This window comes from Methanobrevibacter wolinii SH (genome assembly GCF_000621965.1).
Taxonomy (GTDB): domain Archaea; phylum Methanobacteriota; class Methanobacteria; order Methanobacteriales; family Methanobacteriaceae; genus Methanarmilla; species Methanarmilla wolinii.
Genome location: NZ_JHWX01000013.1, coordinates 1,427 through 21,939 on the forward strand (window position 1 = coordinate 1,427; position 20,513 = coordinate 21,939).

The window sequence follows — 20,513 nt, forward strand, 5'->3', positions numbered from 1 at the left end:
GTTTAATAGTTTTATTCTGTTTTTTTAGTTTAAATTGTATTTAATTATTTTAATTAGGTTTAAGTAAGTTTATTCTAAAATTATGAGAACTTTAATTATTTTTTAAAAATAGTAATCTGATCTTTTTTTAAGAGGATATTGAAATTCTAGTTTTTTATAATATAATTTAAACATTATTAATACTTGAAAATTAAATTAAAATAAGTTTATTTTAAAAATTAGGAGTTTTTAACAAAGTTAAAAAAGGCTAAATTAAGATTTAATCTATTTTAAATCCTTTTTTAACCATTGCATCACCAAGAATATTCATAGCTTCTTTAGTTTTATCATCAGAAACTTTATTTATTATTCTTTTATTTTCATTATAACGTCCTACATAATAATCTTGTTTTTCTTTATCTACAATATCTAAACGTGTATAATTTGAAAGTGATTCAAGAAGAGAAAAGAAACCTCTATTTAATGCTTTAGCACATTTATTATTTTTAATAATTTCTATAACTTCTGAATCAATAATATATGCTTCACCATGTGAATTAACATGATCTGCAATAGGATCCATCTTTTCAATTGATATTGCTTTACATTTAATATATGCATCTACATCTTTCATAATTGCAATATCATTATCCTCTGTAAAATCCTCTTTATTTAAGTTCCCAATAGTAGATTTAACAAATGCAATAGGATTATCTGTAATATTTATTACAAACTCTTTAGTTTCTTGTATATTTTTAAGTGTTGTACTACCTACAAAGATTCTACATCCAATTTTATTTTTATCTTTACAATTAATTCCAATTGGTGCAGCATCTTTTACTCCATCTTTACTAATTGTTGTATAAATTCCTTCATAATGTAGACCATCTTCCATTCCAAGTGTTGTTAAATCATTTGTCATTTTAATCACATAATTTTTTTAAAAAAACTTTTATTATAAAAGTTTCAATTTTTAAATAAGATTTTATAATATTTTTATATTAATATATTTTTTATTAATTATTTTAATTTATTTGAAATTGTTTAAAAACCATATTTTATTTAAAATTTTAACTTTTAATAATGATTTAAAATAAATTTATATAAAATTAAAGGTATTTCAACAAAGTATTAATTTAAACAAAATTTTTTATATTTATAATATAATAAATATTATTATATCTAAAGTATTTAATAAAATAAGAATCAGTGTTAATATGACTAAATCTTGTCCTAGTTGTAAAGTTGATATAAAAGATGGATATATGCAATGTCCTAATTGTTTAAAGATTATTCCTAAGGATTCTATTGTATGTCCTAACTGTCATATATCTCTTATAGAAGAAGAACCTACTGAAATTTTAAGTGGAAAATATATATTAATTATAAGTTTAGTTCTAGCTTTAGGGATAGTTTATCTTGAAGGACAATCATTTTTTAGTTTAAGATTTTACATTGAACTTATTATTATATTAATAATCTTTTTCAGTGCTATGAATTGGTTTATTAATAATAAAATTTGATTTTAGTAATTTAGTTAATAAAATTATTAAATATTTAATTTAAAATTATGGTGAACTTATGTGGTTGTTTGATTTTTTAGGTGGTGTAATAGGTACTTTAATACTTTGTTGTATTGGTATATTTATTATTGCATTCCTTTTTGGATTTGTACTTGTAGATCAAAATACTTTATACAATGATAATCAAGTTAATGATAATTCTAATCTTAATGTATCTAATTCAACATCTAATATTTCAGTAAATAATGTTTCAGTAAAAAATGATAGTAACAGTATTAATGTAAGTGGAGTAGATCAAAATGGTACTCCAATTAAGATTAATATTCAACAGGGATAATTAAATTTTTATAGTTAATTCATTAAAACAAGTAGTGTAAAAATGTCTTTTAATCCATTAAATTTAATTTGTCATAGAAGACCTGATAGAACATTTTCATATAAAGGCCATTATTTTCCAGTATGTGCAAGATGTACTGGTTTTTACATAAGTATTTTTGCATATTTTATTTATGCTTATTTTGTATTTATAAATTATACTCCTTTATTGATGTTTATTGGTATATTTCTTCTTGTTCCTGCAGGTATTGATGGTTTTACTCAATTTTTAGGTTGGAGAGAAAGTACAAATTATTTAAGATTAATAACTGGTCTTTTAGGTGGAATTGGATTAGCTATTATTATAAAAGGTTTAAAATATTATATATATTTAGGATTAATATAAATTTTCATTATTCTTTTAATATTTTTAGATTAAAATTAAATGGTGTAAAGTTTGAATCTAGTAAGTATTTTTTAGGTGCAAATTATGGATAAGATAGAGTTTAAATCCAGTAAAAATTTTATAGATATTGATTATGTTTTAGATGTACTTAATGTTCGTAATGTTGATTCATTTATGGATATTGGTTGCGGTGATGGTCATGTTGTAATTGAAGTAAGTAAATTAAATAAAGATGCTTTTATTTATGCAGTTGACCAATCTGATGATGTAATAAATTATGTGAATTCTAAAATTAAAGAATTAGATATTTCTAATATTGAAGTTATACAAAGTAATGTAGATAAACATATTGATTGTGAAGATAATAAAGTAGATTTAATATTAATGATTAATGTTTTTCATGAATTTATAACTGAAAGAGATAAATATAATGCGATTTCTGAATGTAATCGTGTTTTAAAAGATAATGGTAAAATTGCTATAATTGACTTTAAAAAAGTACCTACATTCCAAGGTCCACCAATGAAATTAAGACTTTCTCATAATGAGTTAGAAGATTATTTCTCAAAACAAGGTTTTTCTCTTGTTTATTTAAATGAATCTATTGGTACATGTGTAGAAGAAGGATATTCACATTATCTTTCAGTATTTAAAAAGTATAATTTTTAAAAAATCTCTTTTTTATTTTTTTAATTAAATTTTTAGCTATTTGGATTTTTTTGTTTTTAAAATTAGTTTTTTTTATTTATGTTTTTGGTGTTTAGGTTTTTTTAGAATTAGTTTTTTATTTAATAATTAATTTTTAAAGATATAATAAATATTAAAATTATTTTTTATTTAAAATATAATAAATAGTTCTTACTGGAATATTCATAATTTCTGATATTTCAATAGGTTTAACTCCTTCATTTCTCATTTTTTTAATTTTTTCTTTCTCTTCTTCAGTATATTTTCTTTTGTAATTGTTAAGTTTAATATTTGAATATTTTTCAAGAATATAATATGTTTTTTTAGTACTTAATTGGACTTTTTTAGATATTTCTTTAGGTGTTAAACCTTTTTCTTTTAATTCAATAACTTTATTTATAAGTTCTTTAGAATATTTTGGTTTTGCTCCTTGGTTATATTCTACTTTAACATTTATGTCTAGTTGTTCTAGAGCATATAAATATTTTTTAGGTATTCTATTATAGATACTTTGAGAACATGTGATAATTTCAAGTGAAGGATATTCCTCTGTAATTTCAATAATCTTTTTTGAAGTTAAAGCTTCTGTAATATGAACTTTTGTTTTATCTTCACTCATTTTAATCACATTTAGCCTTTAATTAATTCTAAGAATTTTTTACTTTTATCATTTTTTGGTTTAGTGATGGTTTCAATGTTTTTTGCTTCTTTTTTAATTTTTTCATGTTCTAAATTAAATGATTTAGCAACTAAATTAATATCAATTTTACCTTCTTTATATATCATTGCAGCACCTAATGCATAATGATTTATTTTAAGGTTTGAATTTTTTAATTTATATTCTAAATTAAACTTTTTATGTAATATTAAATCCATATTTTTTACAGGAATTATTGTTTCATGACTTCTTTTATTTAATAGTTTTATTGCTTGTGTATATGTGATTTTAAATATTTCTCTTTGTTGACGGTCTATTTCACTTCTAATATATGGAAATGGTCCACTATGTCTTTTACGTTTATCTTGGGAATTTGTAAGATAATATTTAAAGATATCCCATAATATTAATGAAGGTGCTAAATTTATGAATATAGATTTTTCAATACGTTTTCTTGTTTTTAAATCAATGTCTAAGGTTCTATTTAAACGTCCATCTTTGTATTTAAGTTTTGCTTTAATTAAATCTTCATTAATTTTATCATCTTTCCAATCTTCAATAGAATCAGTTTCATCTAAAAATTTTGGATTTGCTGTTTTAGCATTATAAATGATTTCATCATATTTTTGTAATTTATCTGGATTTTTAATTTTCTCTTTTAAAAGTTCATCTTTATATCTATTTGCAATTATTTCTCCTTTTTTAACATATGCAATAGCAAGTGCTGTTCTAGTATTATTATCATCAATAATTGCTGGTTTTGTTCTATGGAATTGTAGTTTTTCAATACGTACATGTTTTCCATATCTTTTTCTTACTTCTTCTTCATAAGAATCAACAAATTCTGAATCAAGTGTAACATTTTTTCTTATTGTTTTATTTTTTTCTTTGTAACGAATTTGTAATGTTACAGTTTTAACAGATCCTTTTCTTTCTTGTTTAAGCATATTTATAACTTTTTTAAAGGATTTTCTTCCCCATTTGGAAAGTTCACTTATTTTTACCATATAATCTCCTGCAAGTGGTAAAAATGGAATAATTTCAATTCTATAATTTCCAGTGGGGTTTACTTCAAAGTTATAATCTGTTTTTCCGCATTTACACTCTTTTTTTAGTTCTTCAATCCTATAAGTTTTTCCACAATTATTACAGTGAATTAATCCATATTCTTCTAAATTACCTAAAGCTATTTTATGTGAAGTAATTGCTGATTTGACTCTATCTAATATATTTTTTTTATTAGAAGCTTTCATTCTAAAATATTGGTTATGTCTATGTGTTTCTGAAGCTTCTTCAGCAGTAATTTCACCAACTGTACTTATACCATATTTACTAAGTGATCTATATGGTGAAGTATAACCTTGTATATCCATAGTTTCTTTAAAATCTTGAAGTATTTTTAATTGTTTATTTAATTTGTAATAAACTTCTTTAAAATATTCAAAATTATTTAATTTACTTGAATCAATTGGTTCTTCATTAATACTATTTAAATAATTTTCAGCTTTCGTAATTAATCTATTTGAATCCATTAACTCACCGTGAGGACTTTATAATAACCTATTGCCGCTTATAGGTTAAGAAGTAAGTTGTATTCTTTCTTATAACTTTATAATTTTTAGTTTTTATTATTAATAAAACTTTTTCTTAATTAAGTTTAATTATTAAATTCTTAATTTTTTCTAATTAGATTATTAAAAATTTAATAATTATTTTTTTATTTTATTAATTGTATTATTTTATTTATTTTCAGATTTTAAATTTTAAATAATTATATATTGTAATTTCTTATGGTATTACTAATTATAATTTAAAAATAAGTAATTTAATTAAATTAATTAAAATTTAATTAAATATTTTTAAGTAATTTACATTACTTTTTCTCCGACTTCACAGTCTTCGTGAACACCTAAAAGAGCTGCTGCTTTTTCAGTAGCTAAAATCATACCTTCTGATTTTTCACCACAGAGTTTTGCTGGTTTGAGGTTACATAAAACAACAACTTTTCTATCAATTAAATCTTCAGGTTTGTATTCATTTGCAATACCTGATACAATTTGTTTAGTTTCAGTACCTAAATCTACTTGTAATTTTAATAATTTTCTAGATTTTTCAATTTTTTCAGCTTCTTTAATTTGTCCAATTCTTAAATCGATTTTATCAAATTCATCTATTGAAATAATGTCACTCATATTATCATCTTTTTTATTATCTTTTTCTTCAGTTTTTTCTAAATTTTTATATAATTCTTCTTTTTCTTTTGCAATTTGTTTGTCTTCAATTTTTTTGAAAAGAGGTTTAGCTTTATTAATTTCATGTCCCTCTTCTATAAATTCACTTGCTTCATTCCAATCATCATGTAATTCAATATTCATGATTTCTGCAATTTTATCTGCTTTTGTTGGAATGTATGGTTTTAATAAAGTTGCAAGTGATTTACATAATTGGTTTGAAAGATATAAACAATTTGCTGCTTTTTGTTTATCTTCTTTAACTGCTTTCCATGGTTCTTGATCATTGAAATATTTATTTGCTGATTTGCAAGTTTTCATAATTTCAACAAGACCTTCTCTGAACTCCATATCTTCAATTTGTTTTCCAACTTTTTCAGGGGTTTCTTTGATTAATTTGATGAAAGCTAAGTCATCATCACTTGGATTTTTATATTCAGGTATTTTACCATTAAAGAATTTATTTGTAAATGTAAATGTCCTGTGTAAGAAGTTACCAAGTACATCTGCAAGTTCATCATTGTTTCTTCTTTGGAAATCATCCCAGCTAAAGTCAGTATCTTTATTTAATGGTGCAACAATTGTTAAATAATATCTAAGTAGATCTGCATCATATTTTTTAACAAAATCATCTACCCATACAACCCAATTTTTACTTGTAGACATTTTACGTCCTTCTAAGGATAAAAATTCTCCAGCAAATATGTCATCAGGTAATTTACAACCATGTGCTATTAACATTGCAATCCAGAAAATGGAATGGTGGTAAATAATATCTTTTCCAATAAAATGAACTACAGTATCATTCCAATAATCTTCCCATGCAGGATTTCCATCTTTTCTAGACCATTCTGCAGCTGATGAGATATAACCTATAAATGCTTCTCCCCAAACATAAATAACTTTACCTTTAGCTTCATCAAGTGGTACTGGAATACCCCAATCCATATCACGAGTGTATACCCAATCTTTAAGACCATCTTTTAACCAGTTTTTAGCATAATTTCTTACATTATCTGCTAATTTATCATTATTATCTATGTATTCTTCTACTTGGTCTTGGAATTGGCTTAGTCTAAAGTAATATTGTGTTGTTTCCTTTATAATTGGGGTTGTATTACAAGTTAAACATTTTGGTTCTTTGAGTTCAGTAGTTTCTAAAGCTCTACCACAGTTTTCACAATGATCTCCTCTTGCTTCACCACCACATACAGGACAAATTCCTTCTACATATCTATCTGGTAAAAATTTTTTACAATTTGGACAGTATAATTGTTCTACTGTTTTTTTGTAAATATAATTATGTTCATATAAATAAGTGAAGAAATCTTGTGATATTTTATAATGTAATGGTTTTGTAGTTCTTGAAAAATTATCAAGAGATATATTACATGATTTAATATCTCTAACAATCATATCATGATATCTTGTTGCTATTTCAATTGGTTTTTTATCTTCTTTATCTGCTTGAACAGCAATAGGAGTACCATGTTCATCGGTTGCACCAACCATAAGTACATCATCACCAATCATACGATGATATCTACAGAATATATCTGCAGGTAAGTATGTTGATCTAAGATGGCCTAAATGGAATGGACCGTTTGCATATGGAAGTGCAGTTGATACAAATATCTTAGCCATTTTAATTTTTCTCCTTTAATTATAGTGAATTTTTAATAATCATAAAAATAAATTCTATTAAATTTATAGAATATATTTATATATTTAATTTGAATTATATAAATGGTACTATTTTTGCCTTATTTAACTGTAATTTTGTTTTTATTAATTTTTTATAATTTTAATAGTTTTAGATTATTTTATTCTAATTATAATATTTTATTTTCTAATTAGTTCAATCTTAATTAAGGTTATTTAATAGTTTATTCAAATCTTTAATATAGTTATAAATTTTATATTAAATTTAATAAAAGAAAATTTTAATGATGATATTATGCGATTAGTAGTTCAAAGAGTTTCAAATGCAAGGGTTGAAGTTGATAATAAAATATGTGGTAAAATAAATGTTGGTTTAATGGTTCTTGTAGGTATTGGTGAAAATGACACTGAAAAAGAGCTTGATTATATGGTTCGTAAATTATTAAGACTTAGAATCTTTGAAGATGAAAATGATAAAATGAATGTTTCTATTCAAGATATTAATGGTGAATTATTACTTGTTCCACAATTTACATTGTATGGTGATGTAAGTCATAATAATAGACCTAACTTTTCAAAAGCTATGAATCCAAAAGATGCAGATAGATTATTTAATAAATTTGTAGAAAAATGTAGAGAACATATTCATGTTGAAACAGGTATTTTTGGTGCATATATGAATGTTGAATTAGTAAATGAAGGTCCAGTTACTATTATTATTGATAAAGATTTTGATAATTAGATTTAAAGTTTTCAGTTAATTCGTTTATTTGAGAGTTTTATAAATATGAAAATTTAATTTTTAAATTTTTGATTAAAATTAGGTCTGTTGAAAACTATTTTTTATAAAAATCTAAACTTAGTTAATACTTGAAATTAATTTTAAAAAAATTTATTTAAAAAAATTTTGAAGATTTCAGCAAAGTCAAAAACAGTATATAAAAAAAGATTGTTAGTTTAAATATGTTTTATATAATCATAGATAAACTAATTCTACTTCTTTCTAAATCAACATCTAAAACTCTAACATCTACAACATCACCAACACTTACAATGTCTAATGGGTGTTTTACATATTGATCAGGTACAAGTTCTGATATATGGACAAGACCATCTTGATGAACACCAATATCTACGAATGCTCCAAAATCTACTACATTTCTTACAGTACCTTTTAAAATCATACCTTCTTGTAAATCTTCCATTTCAAGAACATCTGATCTTAATATTGGTTCAGGCATTTCTTCTCTTGGGTCACGACCTGGTTTTTTAAGTTCTTTTACAATATCTTTTAAGGTTTCAACACCTATTCCAAGTTCTTTTGAGAGTTCATTATAATTTAAATTATTAAGTTTTAAATCATCTCTTCCAATATCATCAAGTGTGTAACCTAATTGTTTTAATAGTTTTTCAGTTGCTTTATATGATTCAGGGTGGACTGTTGTATTATCTAATGGATTTTTAGAATTTGGTACTTTTGTAAATCCTGCACATTGTTCAAATGTTTTTGGACCTAATTTTTTAACTTTTTTAAGTTCATTACGTGATGTAAATTCTCCATTTTCTTCACGGTATTTTACAATGTTTTTTGCAACAGTTTTTGATATTCCTGATACATATCCAAGAAGTGAAGGAGATGCTGTATTAAGATTTACTCCAACTTCATTAACTACCTTTTCAACAGTATTAGTAAGTGAATCATTAAGTTTTTTCTGATTCATATCATGTTGGTATTGGCCTACACCAATTGATTTTGGATCTATTTTTACAAGTTCTGCTAATGGGTCTTGTAATCTACGTGCAATGGAAATTGCACTACGAGCACCTACATCATAATCTGGAAATTCTTCATCTCCAAGTTTACTTGCAGAATAAACACTAGCACCTGCTTCAGATACTATAACATATTTACAATTAAGATTATATTCTCGAATCATATCTGCAATAATTTGTTCTGATTCACGTGAAGCAGTACCATTTCCAAGGGCAATTAAATCAACATTATATTTTTCAATCATTTTTGAAATAATTTCTTTTGATTCTTTTACTTTATTTTGTGGTTCTGTTGGATATACAACAGTCGTGTCTAATACTTTTCCAGTTGAATCCACAATTGCTATTTTACATCCAGTTCTAAATGCAGGATCCCATCCAAGAACAGTTTTATCTGCAATTGGGCTTGTAAGAAGTAATTGTTCTAAATTTTTAGAAAATACTTTTATTGATTTATCTTCTGCTTCTTCTTTAAGATATGACCTTATATCTCTTTCAATTGCTGGTTGTATAAGTCTTGTATAAGAATCATCAATAGCATCTATTATAATATCATCAGTATATTTATTACCTTTTAATGTATGATTTGCTATGTATTGTTTAATTTCGTCATCATCAGTATCTATTTTAATTTTAAGAATTCCTTCTTTTTCTCCACGATTAATAGCAAGTATTCTGTGAGGAGTAATATCAAATATAGATTCATCATAATCATAATACATTTCATATTCTGATTCTAAATTTTCATCTTTTGCTTTAATATCAATGTTTCCATTTTTATAAGTATCGTCACGAATTCTTTTTCTAAACTTTGCATTATCTGATATGTTTTCTGCAATAATATCTTTTGCACCTTTAATTGCATCTTTAATACTTGATACTTTATCATTAATAAAGTCTTTAGCAATATCTTCAATAGGTTCATTAATATCTTGATTAAGAATAATTTCAGATAATGGTTCTAAGCCTTTTTCACGAGCTTTTGTAGCTCTTGTTTGTCGTTTTTTCTTATATGGTAAATATAAATCATCTACTTCAACTAATGTTTTTGCTTTTTTAATCGCTTCTTTAAGTTTACTAGTAAGTTTTCCTTGTTCTTGAATATTATCTATAACTTTTTCTTTTTTATCTTCTAAGTTTCTTAGATAATTTAATCTTTCATTAAATTTTCTTAATGTTTCATCATCTAAGGATCCAGTAGCTTCTTTACGATATCTTGCAATAAAAGGTATTGTATTTCCACTGTCAATTAATTTTATAACTGCTTCACTTTGTTGTGGTCTAATGTTTAACTCTTTTGATAATTGTTCTGCAATAATCATATTCTTCCCTTTAAATTTATTTAATAAATATTTTAAATAGTTTTAAAATAAATTTTTATTTAGAATGAATTATTTGTTATAAACTTACTATAAAATAAGTTTTATTCTTAAAATAAGCTAATTTTTTTAAAAACAGTATTTTTCGTCCTTTAAAAAATATAAAATTTATTTTTTAATATTTTTTGTATAATTATATTTGAATTAATAATTTAAAAAGATTTTCATGTGTTTATAAAGAAATTTATTTTTTAATATTTTTTAGAAGTAATTTTTGTTTTTAAATTTTAAAATTAAGATATTTATTTATTATATGAATTATAAAGTAAATTTCATGGTTTTAACTTCATTTTTAAATCCTCTTTCTGAGGAAGCTCAAAATATTGTTAGAGAAAAAGCTGATTTAACATCTGTTTTTGATGTTGATAATGATTTAATAAAAATTGTGTCATTTTCTCCACATCAAAAGGTTGATGATGATTCTCTAATACCTAAATCCATTATTGAATTTGCTCAGAAACGTATTAAATGGTATATTGAAAGGAGAAACAATAAAAAATATAATCAACATGATTATGAATATCTTTTTGTAGAAGATATTACTCCATATGATGTTATTGCATTTCATTTAACGGCTCAAGCTATAGCTTATAAATTCAATTTTAATTCACGTGAAATGAAATTATTTGTTGATGGAGAAGGCCAATTAATTGAAGATAGACTTAGTACTTTATTATTAAGTGAAAAAAGAGCAGTTTTAGAAGAAATATTAAGTCAATTGATGATTTCTGATACTGTAGAATGGACATCACTTAAAGATATTATTGCTAGCCGTAAACTTTCATTAACTGATTTAGTTATTGATGATGGTGAGGTTATACTTGATAAATATGAATTTATTTCAAGATTTGAAGATAAATTCGATGATATTTCAGTAGATAAAATGTATGATGTTCTTGTTGGAGATAATGTTAAAGAACAAGTTTTAATTAATACAATAAAACAGAAAACTGAGGATTATATTAAAAAAATTCAAGAAAAATCTGAACTTATTGAAGTTCATCCTACAATATCTGTTCTTGGAGATTTAATTGAGGAATTAATTGATAAGGAAATGTCTAAGTATAGTTCATTTTATGCTAATATTAATAATCCTGATGGGATTATGTCTATTGGTAAATTAGTAAGAGAAGCATTTCCACCATGTATTCGTGAAACTATGAAAGGTGTATCTTCTGGTGGACGTAATGATGCTATAGTTTTATTTTTAACATCATTTTTATCATATGCTAGATTATATCCAGGAATATTTGCTCAAGGAGCAGGTGTAAAAGTTTCAGATATTGATAAAAATCTTAGAATTACTGAAAATGAGATTTTACCATTAATTTATGAAGCTGCAGATAATTGTACTCCTCCATTATTTGAAGATCAACCTCAAGAAAAAGTTAATATTATTTCAAAATTAGGTTTTGGAATGCATTCTGAACCTTCATTGGAGCATGAAGGTGAAACTAAATGGTATACTCCTATGAGTTGTGAGAAAGTTAAAATACATCTTCCACAATTATGTAAAAAAGATAATTCTTGTAAAGGAATTAATAATCCATTATCTTATTATACTAGAGCTAAGTGGAACCTTAAAAAACAAGGTAAATTAAAAGAAGATGGAAATAATAAAGAATAATTTATAATGTATAAAAATAAGTATATATTAAATTTATAAATTTTAAAAAGTAAAATATTGATTAGAGGTTATATTAATGTTTGGTAAATCTTCAATACGTGAAAGAAGGCAATTTTATAGGGAAGAGTGGTCTGTTAAAGATTTACCTGATTTTATTACAGATGAATTACCTAGACGGGAGTTTGGTTTTGATCATTATGGTCGTGGACCTAATGATAGATATAAGGTTTTTAGAAATGAAAATGTTTTAAGACGTTTTTTAATGAGTAAAGCTCCATTTGCAGCATATGTTTCTATTGCTTATTATCTTAACCCTAAAAAAAGGGAAGGTTGGCAAAAAGCAGAATATGTTTTTGATGTAGATGCTAAAGATTTACCTATTCGTTCATGTGACTGTAAGGAAGGTGAAGTTTGTGAAAAATGTTTAGATGAAGCATTAGATATTGTAAATAATCTTATTGATACATTAAATGGTAATTTAGGTCTTAAAAATATTCATCTAATTTATTCTGGAAGAGGGTATCATATTCGTATATTAGATCCTGTTATGATGACTGGTGATAGTGATTTACGTTCAGAAGTTTTAAAATATGTAGCTGGTGCTACAGTTCCTAGAAGTAATTATCCTAATCCTGATCCAAGTATGGTTGCTAGTAATTTTAATTTCCAACATTTTATTATTCCAATTGGATATCATAAGATTTTTACAGATAGACTTAAATTTAATATACAACATTTAAAAGGTAATGAAAAAATAGATGGTATTAATCCTAAATTATTAAAAGATATTATAAAATATAGACACTTTTTAGATAATAATCAATGGGGTTTATTTAAAGGGAATATTGGTCCAAGAAGATATAATAATTTAGTAAGTTCTATGGCTAATGTTAATCTTGAAACTATTGATGCTAAAGTTTCTATTGATATAAAACGTATTTTAAGACTTCCAAGTTCACTTCATTCTAAAGTTAGTATGAAATGTGTTGAGGTTAAAGATAGGGAAACTTTTGATCCATTAAAATATGCAGTTCCTAAATTTGTTTATGAACGTAAAGATATTACAAAACCAGATAAATAGATTTTTAATTAAACAGTTTTTCTATTGTTAAATTAAAAGTCTTTTAAATTTAAAACTAAAAATTTAAATTTTTAAATAAAATTGTTTATAGTATCATTAAATCTTATTTTTTATTTTTTTTTTTTAATAATCTTGTTTTTTTCTAGAAGTTTTTTATGTGGTTTTTTGGTTTTTTATTTTTTTAAATTATGTTATTTTTTTCTAGAAGTTTTTTACGTATTTTTTTATTTTTTTAGTCTTTGTAGTGGTTTTTTAATGTGGTTTTTGATTTTTTTATAGAAGTCTTTTTAAAAAAAGTTAGATATGAATTTATTCATATCTTAAATAATTAAATTATGGTTTATATTAATTTCAAGTTTTTATAGTTTATTTTTTTATTTTATGGTTATTTACTTATTAATATCCATATGTTATAACATTTCCATCTTCATCACAGATTCTGTAATATCCATCATCATAATATATTTTATGATTTCCATCACTTAATTCTTCACGTGATACTTCATGTTCTGAAGGATCCCATCCATCTATTATATCAGATTCTTGATGTATGCCACTATCTTCTTGTTTATATTTTGAACTATTAAATGTTTTATTTTTGTTATTACTTTCATTTGTTTGGATATTTCCAACGATATCTTTAATTGTGATTCCTTGTGTTATAGAACTTTCTTTATATTTATTATTTCCATTATATTTTATATTAGCAGTATATTGTCCAGAATTATTAACATTTATAGCTATTTTTCCTTCACCATCACTATCCGTTATTGTATTGTATTCTTCTATACTACCATTTGAATCAGTTAATGTTACAGTAATATTTTGATTTCCAATTCCATTTCCATCTTTATCTGTAAGTTTTATAGTTAATGGTTCTCCTTTGTATAAGGTACTATTTCCACTAAGAATTATATTTGTATCTTCTTTTGTAAAATTAGCATTAAATAAAAATATTCCTATAATTACTACTAAGATTATTATAACTATAGATAAAATTATAATAATTTTATCATTTTTCATAGTCTACCCCCTAATTTTAATAATATTATTATATTTATATATCTTTTTAAATTTTTCTTTTTAGATTTTCTATAAAATATCTTGAAAATAACTTATATGTTTAAAAATAGATTTAATAATTGAATATTTTTTACTTATTTTTTGTTTTTAAGTTGTAAAATTAGTTTTTTAAATATTAAATTTAAGTAAAAATTATCTTTTAAATTATTTAATTTTTGAAATCAACTATTTTTAAGATAAATTTTCTTAAATGATATTTAATTATTGATATACTTTAAATTTTTATAAAAATAGTTTTTCAATAAGTATTGTTTTAAAAAAGTTAAATAAAACATTTATTGATTTAGTTTTATTTAATTATTGGATAAAGTTGTTTTTTTAATAATTTTAGTTATTTATATGAATTATTAAGTAAATCATGTTTAATAATCTTAATTTTATTTAATTATTAAATAAAACATTTTTTAATAATGTTAATTTTAAATTGTTTTAGAAGATAAATGAATTATCTTCTGGTTTTTTGTCCAGGATTTAAGAAGTTATCTAAATATTCTAATAAATCTTCTAAATCATTTTTATTTATAGTTTTCAAGTAATTTTCAAGTAAATAAATTTTATATGTTTTTAATGCAGGTTCTTTTAAATTTTTACCAATTTTAATTCTACTTATGTTTTCAGGTTTAAATATATGTTCAATAAAATCTGTTGCATTAATAAATTTTCTTTTCTTATTTATAACTAAAAATTCATTAAAACTATAGCAGTTTTCTCCATTTGCTTTTTTAAAGTTTTCACATGCTTTTTTAGCCCATATTTTTGGTCCATAATGGATTTTAATATTATTTAATTTATAAACACTCATTTCAAATATTAAAATTCCTTTATCTTTTTCATTAGTCCAGTATCCACTTTTAAATACTTTAAAATCTTCTTCTTCAAGTTTTTCTCTTAAAGATTCTTCAGTTTTCTTTAATTGTGGATGTAATGTATCTGATACAACATTAGGAATATTAAATTCAATAATATATGTTTTTCCACCATGTTTTGTAAATTCCTTAATTATATTTTCTTTTTTTAAATTATTTTTTTTAATTGGGTGGAAAAATTTTATTTTATCATCAGATTTTTCAAAATTACGGCAAGCTTCAATAAATTCTTCCATTTTATCTATTCTTAAAGCTGCACCTACATTACGATTTTTATCAGTAGGATCTATTGCTATTAATGGATCATCAAATAAATCTTGAGTACCATAATTTTCAAGATCAATAACTGTTCCATATCTCCAATTTGATACTTCTTTTATAAGGTTTTCAAAGTTTCCATATTTTAATATAAGTATTTCACATAAATAACCTGCAAAACCCCCTACTTTAAATTCAGACCCATAAACACCAACACAATCCATGAATTGTTTAAGGAGTAAAACTTCAGATATTTGTTCTTCTTTAAGATGTGATTTGATATATTTAGTATGTAATATTGTTCTATCTACTGCAGATTTCATTTCTTCAGCACTTTTTATATTATAACAAGGTACAAAATCTATTTCATAATCATCAATAATACTAGTTAAATAAGGGTGTGATGCAAAATGTTGGTTACTTGCTCCATTATTTTCTTTAGTAACTTCATATCCAATTTCAAGACCTTTTTCTTTAAGTGTATCTGTAGGAGTATTAATAGGGAAGCTAATAAAAATATCAATATCTGATTTTCCATGTAAAAATGTTTTTTTAGCTACAGAACCTACTTTTATACCTTCTGCATCAATATTATTCTTTTTACATATATTATTAATATCTTTAATTAATTTATTTGATATTTCTTTAATCTCTTTTTTTTCAGTATCATCTGGTGTTATCTCTTTTAAAATTTCCCTATAATTCATATTCAATCACAAAATAAAATTTAATAAAATAAGTTTTAGATATATTATCTTAGTATTTTATAGTATAAATAAAAATACTTTGTTTATTTAAAATTTATCTCTTAAAATAATTTTTTAATATATGAATTTCTTAATTTGTATTTTTATACTAAGATACTTTTAAATAAAATAATTTAAATTATAATTTAAGTATTTAAAATTTTTATAGGTTGTGTTTGTTTTTTAGTTTTTTTTTATTTGGTTTGTGTGGTGTTTGTAATGTTTGTGTTTGTTTTTTAGTTTTTTTTATTTGGTTTGTGTGGTGTTTGTAAGGTTTGTGTTTGTTTTTTAGTTTTTTTTATTTGCTTATTAGTGATTTTTATAAGGTTTATATTTCTTGTTAAATTTATAATAATTAGTAGAAATATTTGTTTTAATAAATTTAACTATTTTAAATAATTTAATTAATAAAATAATCTATAAAAATTAATATATTATTGATTTAAACTACCTAAATCTCCATTTATTAATGGATTAAATAAAAGTATATTTAAATCTTTTAAAAATTCTTCTTTATCTATTCTTTCTGAATTTTTAATCCAATATTCAGTTGATTTTAATATTGCACCAGAATAATATTCTGCTATAATATCTGTAGAAACTGGATATTTTTTACCTTTTTTTATTTCTAAATCAAGATTTTCTTTAATATTTTCTAGTACTATATTGTATATTATTCCTAATGATTCACTGTGTTGATTGTTATTTAACATTGCTAAGTAAATATTTCTATTTTCATTAATATGTTCTAAGTATTCTTTTGTTAGTATATAATAATATTCTACAATATTTTTATATTCCTTGTCTTTGATTTTATTATTTAATTCTTTTGTGAATTCATAAATACTTTTTTCTAATAATTCATATTTATCATTAAAATGATAATAGAATGTACTTCTATGAATTCCTGCATCATTACAAATATCAATTACTTTAATTTCCTCAAAGGGTTTTGTTTCAAGTAATTTAAATAAGCTATTTGATAATTTTTTGTAGGTTATTTCTTTTCTAATATCTGTTTTTTTATGTTTCATAAAACCCCTCATTTTTTAATTTGTTTTAAGTTGAAATTACTTATGTTAAAATTTAAATCTTTTGAATATAGTAATGAAATTACTTAATATGTTTTTAAATAATTTCATGATATTTTTTTAGATATACTTTAAAAGTAGTTTTTTTCTACATGTGTATAATATTTCTTTAATTTTTATCTTTAAAAAGTTTACTATATTTATTGATTTTTTACAATAGTTAAATCATGTTTAAAATTTATCTAAAATTTTAACTTTTTAAACTATTAAATAAGTTAAGTTTTATATTAAATTTAAAAGATTTATATAAAAAGATATTTATCATATCTTTATAATTCTTTTTAATAATTGTTTATTTTTAATTTTACTTATTTTTATTAAATATTTTAATTTTAAAACTATTATATTATCTTTGTTTTAAAATTATTTTATTTTTTTTAAAAATTTTTTTCCTTTATTATTTTATTTTTAAAATTATTTTTAATGAATTTTATTTACTGTAATTGCTGTTTTGTATTTTATACAACTGTTTAAACACAATATATAAAGTATATTAATTTTAAATTATTTTTCTATTTTTTTTCTAAACATATTTTAGAATAATTCAATTTATTGCTTATTTTATTGAAAATATTTTAAAAAAATCATTTAGAAAGTTTAAAATATTAGTTTGTTCTAACTTTAATTATAAAGTTATTCATTTTGAATATCTATAAAATTTAAAGGGAGGTTATATATTTGGTAGTTAGTGTCATTGGTGGAACTGGACCTCAGGGTCTAGGTATTGCCAAACGATTAGCTATTGCAGGTGTAGATGTTATTGTTGGATCTAGAAAAGAAGATAAAGCTTTAAAGATTGTAAATGAAACTAAAGAAGAATTGAAAGATTATGACATTGCTTCTATGGAAGGTATGGCAAATGAAGATGCAGCAAAAGCTGGAGATATCATAATAATGACTGTTCCTTTAGTTGCACAAGCACCTACTTTAAAAACTATTAAAGAGTTTGTTAAAGGTAAAGTATTTTTAGATGCTACTGTACCATTAGAAACAGCACTTGGCGGATCTGTAAAAAGAAGTATTGGTTTATGTGAAGGATCTGCTGCAGAAAGAACCCAGGCTCTCTTAGAAGGAACTGGTGCAAAAGTTGTATGTGCTTTTAATAATATAAGTAATTCTCAACTTTTGGACATACCAGAAGATATAGATTGTGATTGTCTTATAGCTGGAGATGATAAAGAAGCTAAAGAAATTGCATCTGATTTAATTAATAAAATTTCAGGAGTTAAAGCTATTGATTGTGGTCCTCTTGAAAGAGCTAGACAAATTCAAGAAATTACTCCACTTCTCATTGCTTTAAATATTAAATATAAATCTCATTTCGGGGGAATTAGGATAACTGGAATTGATTTTGATAAAATTTAGTTTTTATATAAACATTTATTAGAATAAAAATTTAATTAGTTAAAAATCATTAAGATTTTAGTTTTATAAGTATTTAATTTATAAAAAGTTTTATATTAATTGTTTATTCGTCGAATGATTAATTTGGGCTGATTTTTATATTTTAATACTTTATAAAGATATAAACATTAAAATGGATATATAAGACAAAGTTTTCAAATTTTATAATGGAATATTTTAGGAATATAAATTGTTGAGCTAGAAATAGTTAATATTCTAGTAAATCGTATTTGATTGTTGAATTCTAGAAATGGTTATTATTCTAGGGGAAATTTGGCTGTTGAAACTAGAAAAGTTTATTTAAATAGATGTAGATTTTATTTAATTAAATTATTTTTAGTTTAAAGGATAAACAAATAAACTAGTTAAATAGTTTAAAAAACATGGTTGAAAACTTTTAATTTACTCAAAATAATCTGTAATGATATTTTGTTTAAATTATTAGTTTATATACATTATAGATTATTAAAAAGGTATTTTGATTGTTGAATTCTAGAAATGGTTATTATTCTAGGGGAAATTTGACTGTTGAACTAGAAAAGTTTATTTAAATAGATGTAGATTTTATTTAATTAAATTATTTTTAGTTTGTACTTTGTTGTTGAATAATGTATTTTGACTGTTGAACTAGAAATGGTTAATATTCTAGTAAATCGTATTTGATTGTTGAATTCTAGAAATGGTTATTATTCTAGGGGAAATTTGACTGTTGAATTATTGGTTAAAATTTATCTAAATAATATTTTATATAAGTTGAAACTAATAATTAGAAATTTGTTGTTGAATATTAAATTGTATAGATGTTAAATTATATTTTAACACTATATTAATTTTAATATTGATTTTTTACTATTTTTTGTTATTATATTTTTTATAATATTACTTTATATTCAATTTTGAATTTATTTTTTAATTTATTATTATATTTTTAATAATTATGAGAAAATTTTTATAATATTTTTAATAAACTTAATTTAATTAAAATTTTAATAGTGTATGTTTTAGATTTTTTAATTTTTTAAAATTTTAGAATTATTTAATATATTTAATTTATTTAAAAATTTAAATTTCTAAACTGTTTATTTTTAATTTTAAATAATTTTTATATTAAATTTAAAGAATTTAACACATATTAATTTATAAATATTTTATTTTTAAGAGGATTTTTTTTATGGAGTCTAATTCAATTTTTAAAAGAAAAAGTATTCGTAAATATTTAGATAAAGATATTTCTGATGATGATATTAAGTCTATATTATCTGCTGGAATGCAGGCACCTTCAGCATTTAATACTCAACCTTGGGAATTTATTGTTGTAACTAATGAAGATTTAATTAATAAATTGTCTAATATGAGTAAATATTCAAAATGTGCAGCAGGTGCAAATAAATTAATTTTAACAATGGTTAATCTAGAAAAAGTACCTTTAACTAGAGCGTGGTTTACTCAAGATATGTCTGCATGTACTGAAAATATTTTAATTGAAGCTACTGAACTTGGTATTGGAAGTGTATGGTTAGGTTTGTATCCTGATTCTAAAAGAATAGAATTTGTATCTGAAATATTTGATTTACCTAAAAATATTGTTCCATTTTCACTTATTGCATTAGGTTATCCTACTAAAGAATATGAAATTAAAATGAATTATGATGAATCTAAAGTTCATTATAATAAATTTTAATTTTTTTATTTTCAGTTGATATATTATTTAATTTATTTAATTTCTAAGTTTATGGGGGATATA

At 22.5% G+C, this 20,513-nt stretch carries 17 protein-coding genes; 9 read left to right on the forward strand and 8 right to left on the reverse strand.

The features are described from left to right. Positions 1-259: 259 nt before the first annotated feature. On the reverse strand, positions 260-901 hold the full coding sequence (locus tag T523_RS01235; protein ID WP_042707074.1) for a DUF447 domain-containing protein: 642 nt from the start codon (positions 899-901) through the stop codon (positions 260-262). A 295-nt stretch (positions 902-1,196) separates the two neighbouring features. Between T523_RS01235 and T523_RS01240 the strand changes: the two genes are divergently transcribed. The 4 genes from T523_RS01240 to T523_RS01255 all read left to right on the forward strand — a co-directional run bounded on the left by T523_RS01240 (position 1,197) and on the right by T523_RS01255 (position 2,892). Further along, positions 1,197-1,502, forward strand: a complete 306-nt coding sequence (locus T523_RS01240; RefSeq protein ID WP_042707075.1) for a hypothetical protein — start codon at positions 1,197-1,199, stop codon at positions 1,500-1,502. 58 nt (positions 1,503-1,560) lie between these two features. After that, on the forward strand, positions 1,561-1,839 hold the full coding sequence (locus T523_RS01245; protein WP_042707076.1) for a hypothetical protein: 279 nt from the start codon (positions 1,561-1,563) through the stop codon (positions 1,837-1,839). Between the two features lie 42 nt (positions 1,840-1,881). Beyond that, positions 1,882-2,223, forward strand: a complete 342-nt coding sequence (locus T523_RS01250) for a DUF2085 domain-containing protein (RefSeq protein ID WP_042707077.1) — start codon at positions 1,882-1,884, stop codon at positions 2,221-2,223. An 84-nt stretch (positions 2,224-2,307) separates the two neighbouring features. Next, the gene (locus T523_RS01255) at positions 2,308-2,892 is read left to right on the forward strand and encodes a class I SAM-dependent methyltransferase (RefSeq protein ID WP_042707078.1); all 585 of its coding nucleotides are present in this window, start codon (positions 2,308-2,310) and stop codon (positions 2,890-2,892) included. 157 nt (positions 2,893-3,049) lie between these two features. Here T523_RS01255 and T523_RS01260 read toward each other — a convergent pair whose 3' ends face one another. The 3 genes from T523_RS01260 to metG all read right to left on the reverse strand — a co-directional run bounded on the left by T523_RS01260 (position 3,050) and on the right by metG (position 7,443). Continuing rightward, positions 3,050-3,529 (reverse strand): hypothetical protein, encoded by a 480-nt coding sequence (locus T523_RS01260; RefSeq protein WP_042707079.1) that lies wholly within the window; start codon positions 3,527-3,529, stop codon positions 3,050-3,052. A gap of 11 nt (positions 3,530-3,540) precedes the next feature. After that, positions 3,541-5,100: a DUF530 domain-containing protein gene (locus T523_RS01265; RefSeq protein WP_042707080.1), complete on the reverse strand. Its 1,560-nt coding sequence runs from the start codon at positions 5,098-5,100 to the stop codon at positions 3,541-3,543. Between the two features lie 336 nt (positions 5,101-5,436). Then, a complete protein-coding gene (gene metG, locus T523_RS01270) occupies positions 5,437-7,443 on the reverse strand; it encodes a methionine--tRNA ligase (RefSeq protein WP_042707081.1) in 2,007 nt (668 codons plus the stop codon). Between the two features lie 313 nt (positions 7,444-7,756). Between metG and dtd the strand changes: the two genes are divergently transcribed. Then, positions 7,757-8,203 (forward strand): D-aminoacyl-tRNA deacylase, encoded by a 447-nt coding sequence (gene dtd / locus T523_RS01275; RefSeq protein WP_042707082.1) that lies wholly within the window; start codon positions 7,757-7,759, stop codon positions 8,201-8,203. Between the two features lie 226 nt (positions 8,204-8,429). Here the strand turns inward: dtd and T523_RS01280 are convergent, their stop codons facing one another. Further along, the gene (locus T523_RS01280) at positions 8,430-10,553 is read right to left on the reverse strand and encodes a Tex family protein (protein ID WP_332248284.1); all 2,124 of its coding nucleotides are present in this window, start codon (positions 10,551-10,553) and stop codon (positions 8,430-8,432) included. Between the two features lie 313 nt (positions 10,554-10,866). Between T523_RS01280 and T523_RS01285 the strand changes: the two genes are divergently transcribed. Both T523_RS01285 and priS read left to right on the forward strand, forming a co-directional pair. Continuing rightward, the gene (locus T523_RS01285; RefSeq protein WP_232229004.1) at positions 10,867-12,240 is read left to right on the forward strand and encodes a DNA primase; all 1,374 of its coding nucleotides are present in this window, start codon (positions 10,867-10,869) and stop codon (positions 12,238-12,240) included. A 76-nt stretch (positions 12,241-12,316) separates the two neighbouring features. Continuing rightward, positions 12,317-13,321: a DNA primase catalytic subunit PriS gene (priS, locus tag T523_RS01290; RefSeq protein WP_042707085.1), complete on the forward strand. Its 1,005-nt coding sequence runs from the start codon at positions 12,317-12,319 to the stop codon at positions 13,319-13,321. Positions 13,322-13,717: 396 nt separating this feature from the next. Here priS and T523_RS01295 read toward each other — a convergent pair whose 3' ends face one another. From T523_RS01295 to T523_RS08710, 3 genes are all read right to left on the reverse strand, one after another. Continuing rightward, a complete protein-coding gene (locus T523_RS01295; RefSeq protein ID WP_042707086.1) occupies positions 13,718-14,344 on the reverse strand; it encodes an Ig-like domain-containing protein in 627 nt (208 codons plus the stop codon). A gap of 505 nt (positions 14,345-14,849) precedes the next feature. Beyond that, a complete protein-coding gene (cca, locus tag T523_RS01300; RefSeq protein WP_042707087.1) occupies positions 14,850-16,235 on the reverse strand; it encodes a CCA tRNA nucleotidyltransferase in 1,386 nt (461 codons plus the stop codon). 473 nt (positions 16,236-16,708) lie between these two features. Beyond that, positions 16,709-17,308 carry a TetR/AcrR family transcriptional regulator gene (locus tag T523_RS08710; RefSeq protein WP_052334591.1) on the reverse strand — a complete coding sequence of 200 codons (600 nt, stop codon included), beginning with the start codon at positions 17,306-17,308 and terminating at the stop codon, positions 16,709-16,711. A gap of 735 nt (positions 17,309-18,043) precedes the next feature. Here T523_RS08710 and npdG point away from each other — a divergent pair. Continuing rightward, entirely contained in the window at positions 18,044-18,730 is a 687-nt protein-coding gene (gene npdG / locus T523_RS01310; protein WP_042707088.1) for an NADPH-dependent F420 reductase, read from the forward strand. 1,210 nt (positions 18,731-19,940) lie between these two features. Next, a complete protein-coding gene (locus T523_RS01315; RefSeq protein ID WP_042707089.1) occupies positions 19,941-20,450 on the forward strand; it encodes a nitroreductase family protein in 510 nt (169 codons plus the stop codon). Positions 20,451-20,513 lie beyond the last annotated feature (63 nt).

What these genes read in the sequence shown, in the direction of transcription:
- T523_RS01235 (WP_042707074.1), bottom strand. Translation starts at nt 901, where the DNA reads ATGACAAATGATTTAACAACACTTGGAATGGAAGATGGTCTACATTAT.
- T523_RS01240 (WP_042707075.1), top strand. Translation starts at nt 1,197, where the DNA reads ATGACTAAATCTTGTCCTAGTTGTAAAGTTGATATAAAAGATGGATAT.
- T523_RS01245 (WP_042707076.1), top strand. Translation starts at nt 1,561, where the DNA reads ATGTGGTTGTTTGATTTTTTAGGTGGTGTAATAGGTACTTTAATACTT.
- T523_RS01250 (WP_042707077.1), top strand. Translation starts at nt 1,882, where the DNA reads ATGTCTTTTAATCCATTAAATTTAATTTGTCATAGAAGACCTGATAGA.
- T523_RS01255 (WP_042707078.1), top strand. Translation starts at nt 2,308, where the DNA reads ATGGATAAGATAGAGTTTAAATCCAGTAAAAATTTTATAGATATTGAT.
- T523_RS01260 (WP_042707079.1), bottom strand. Translation starts at nt 3,529, where the DNA reads ATGAGTGAAGATAAAACAAAAGTTCATATTACAGAAGCTTTAACTTCA.
- T523_RS01265 (WP_042707080.1), bottom strand. Translation starts at nt 5,100, where the DNA reads ATGGATTCAAATAGATTAATTACGAAAGCTGAAAATTATTTAAATAGT.
- metG (WP_042707081.1), bottom strand. Translation starts at nt 7,443, where the DNA reads ATGGCTAAGATATTTGTATCAACTGCACTTCCATATGCAAACGGTCCA.
- dtd (WP_042707082.1), top strand. Translation starts at nt 7,757, where the DNA reads ATGCGATTAGTAGTTCAAAGAGTTTCAAATGCAAGGGTTGAAGTTGAT.
- T523_RS01285 (WP_232229004.1), top strand. Translation starts at nt 10,867, where the DNA reads ATGAATTATAAAGTAAATTTCATGGTTTTAACTTCATTTTTAAATCCT.
- priS (WP_042707085.1), top strand. Translation starts at nt 12,317, where the DNA reads ATGTTTGGTAAATCTTCAATACGTGAAAGAAGGCAATTTTATAGGGAA.
- T523_RS01295 (WP_042707086.1), bottom strand. Translation starts at nt 14,344, where the DNA reads ATGAAAAATGATAAAATTATTATAATTTTATCTATAGTTATAATAATC.
- cca (WP_042707087.1), bottom strand. Translation starts at nt 16,235, where the DNA reads ATGAATTATAGGGAAATTTTAAAAGAGATAACACCAGATGATACTGAA.
- T523_RS08710 (WP_052334591.1), bottom strand. Translation starts at nt 17,308, where the DNA reads ATGAAACATAAAAAAACAGATATTAGAAAAGAAATAACCTACAAAAAA.
- T523_RS01315 (WP_042707089.1), top strand. Translation starts at nt 19,941, where the DNA reads ATGGAGTCTAATTCAATTTTTAAAAGAAAAAGTATTCGTAAATATTTA.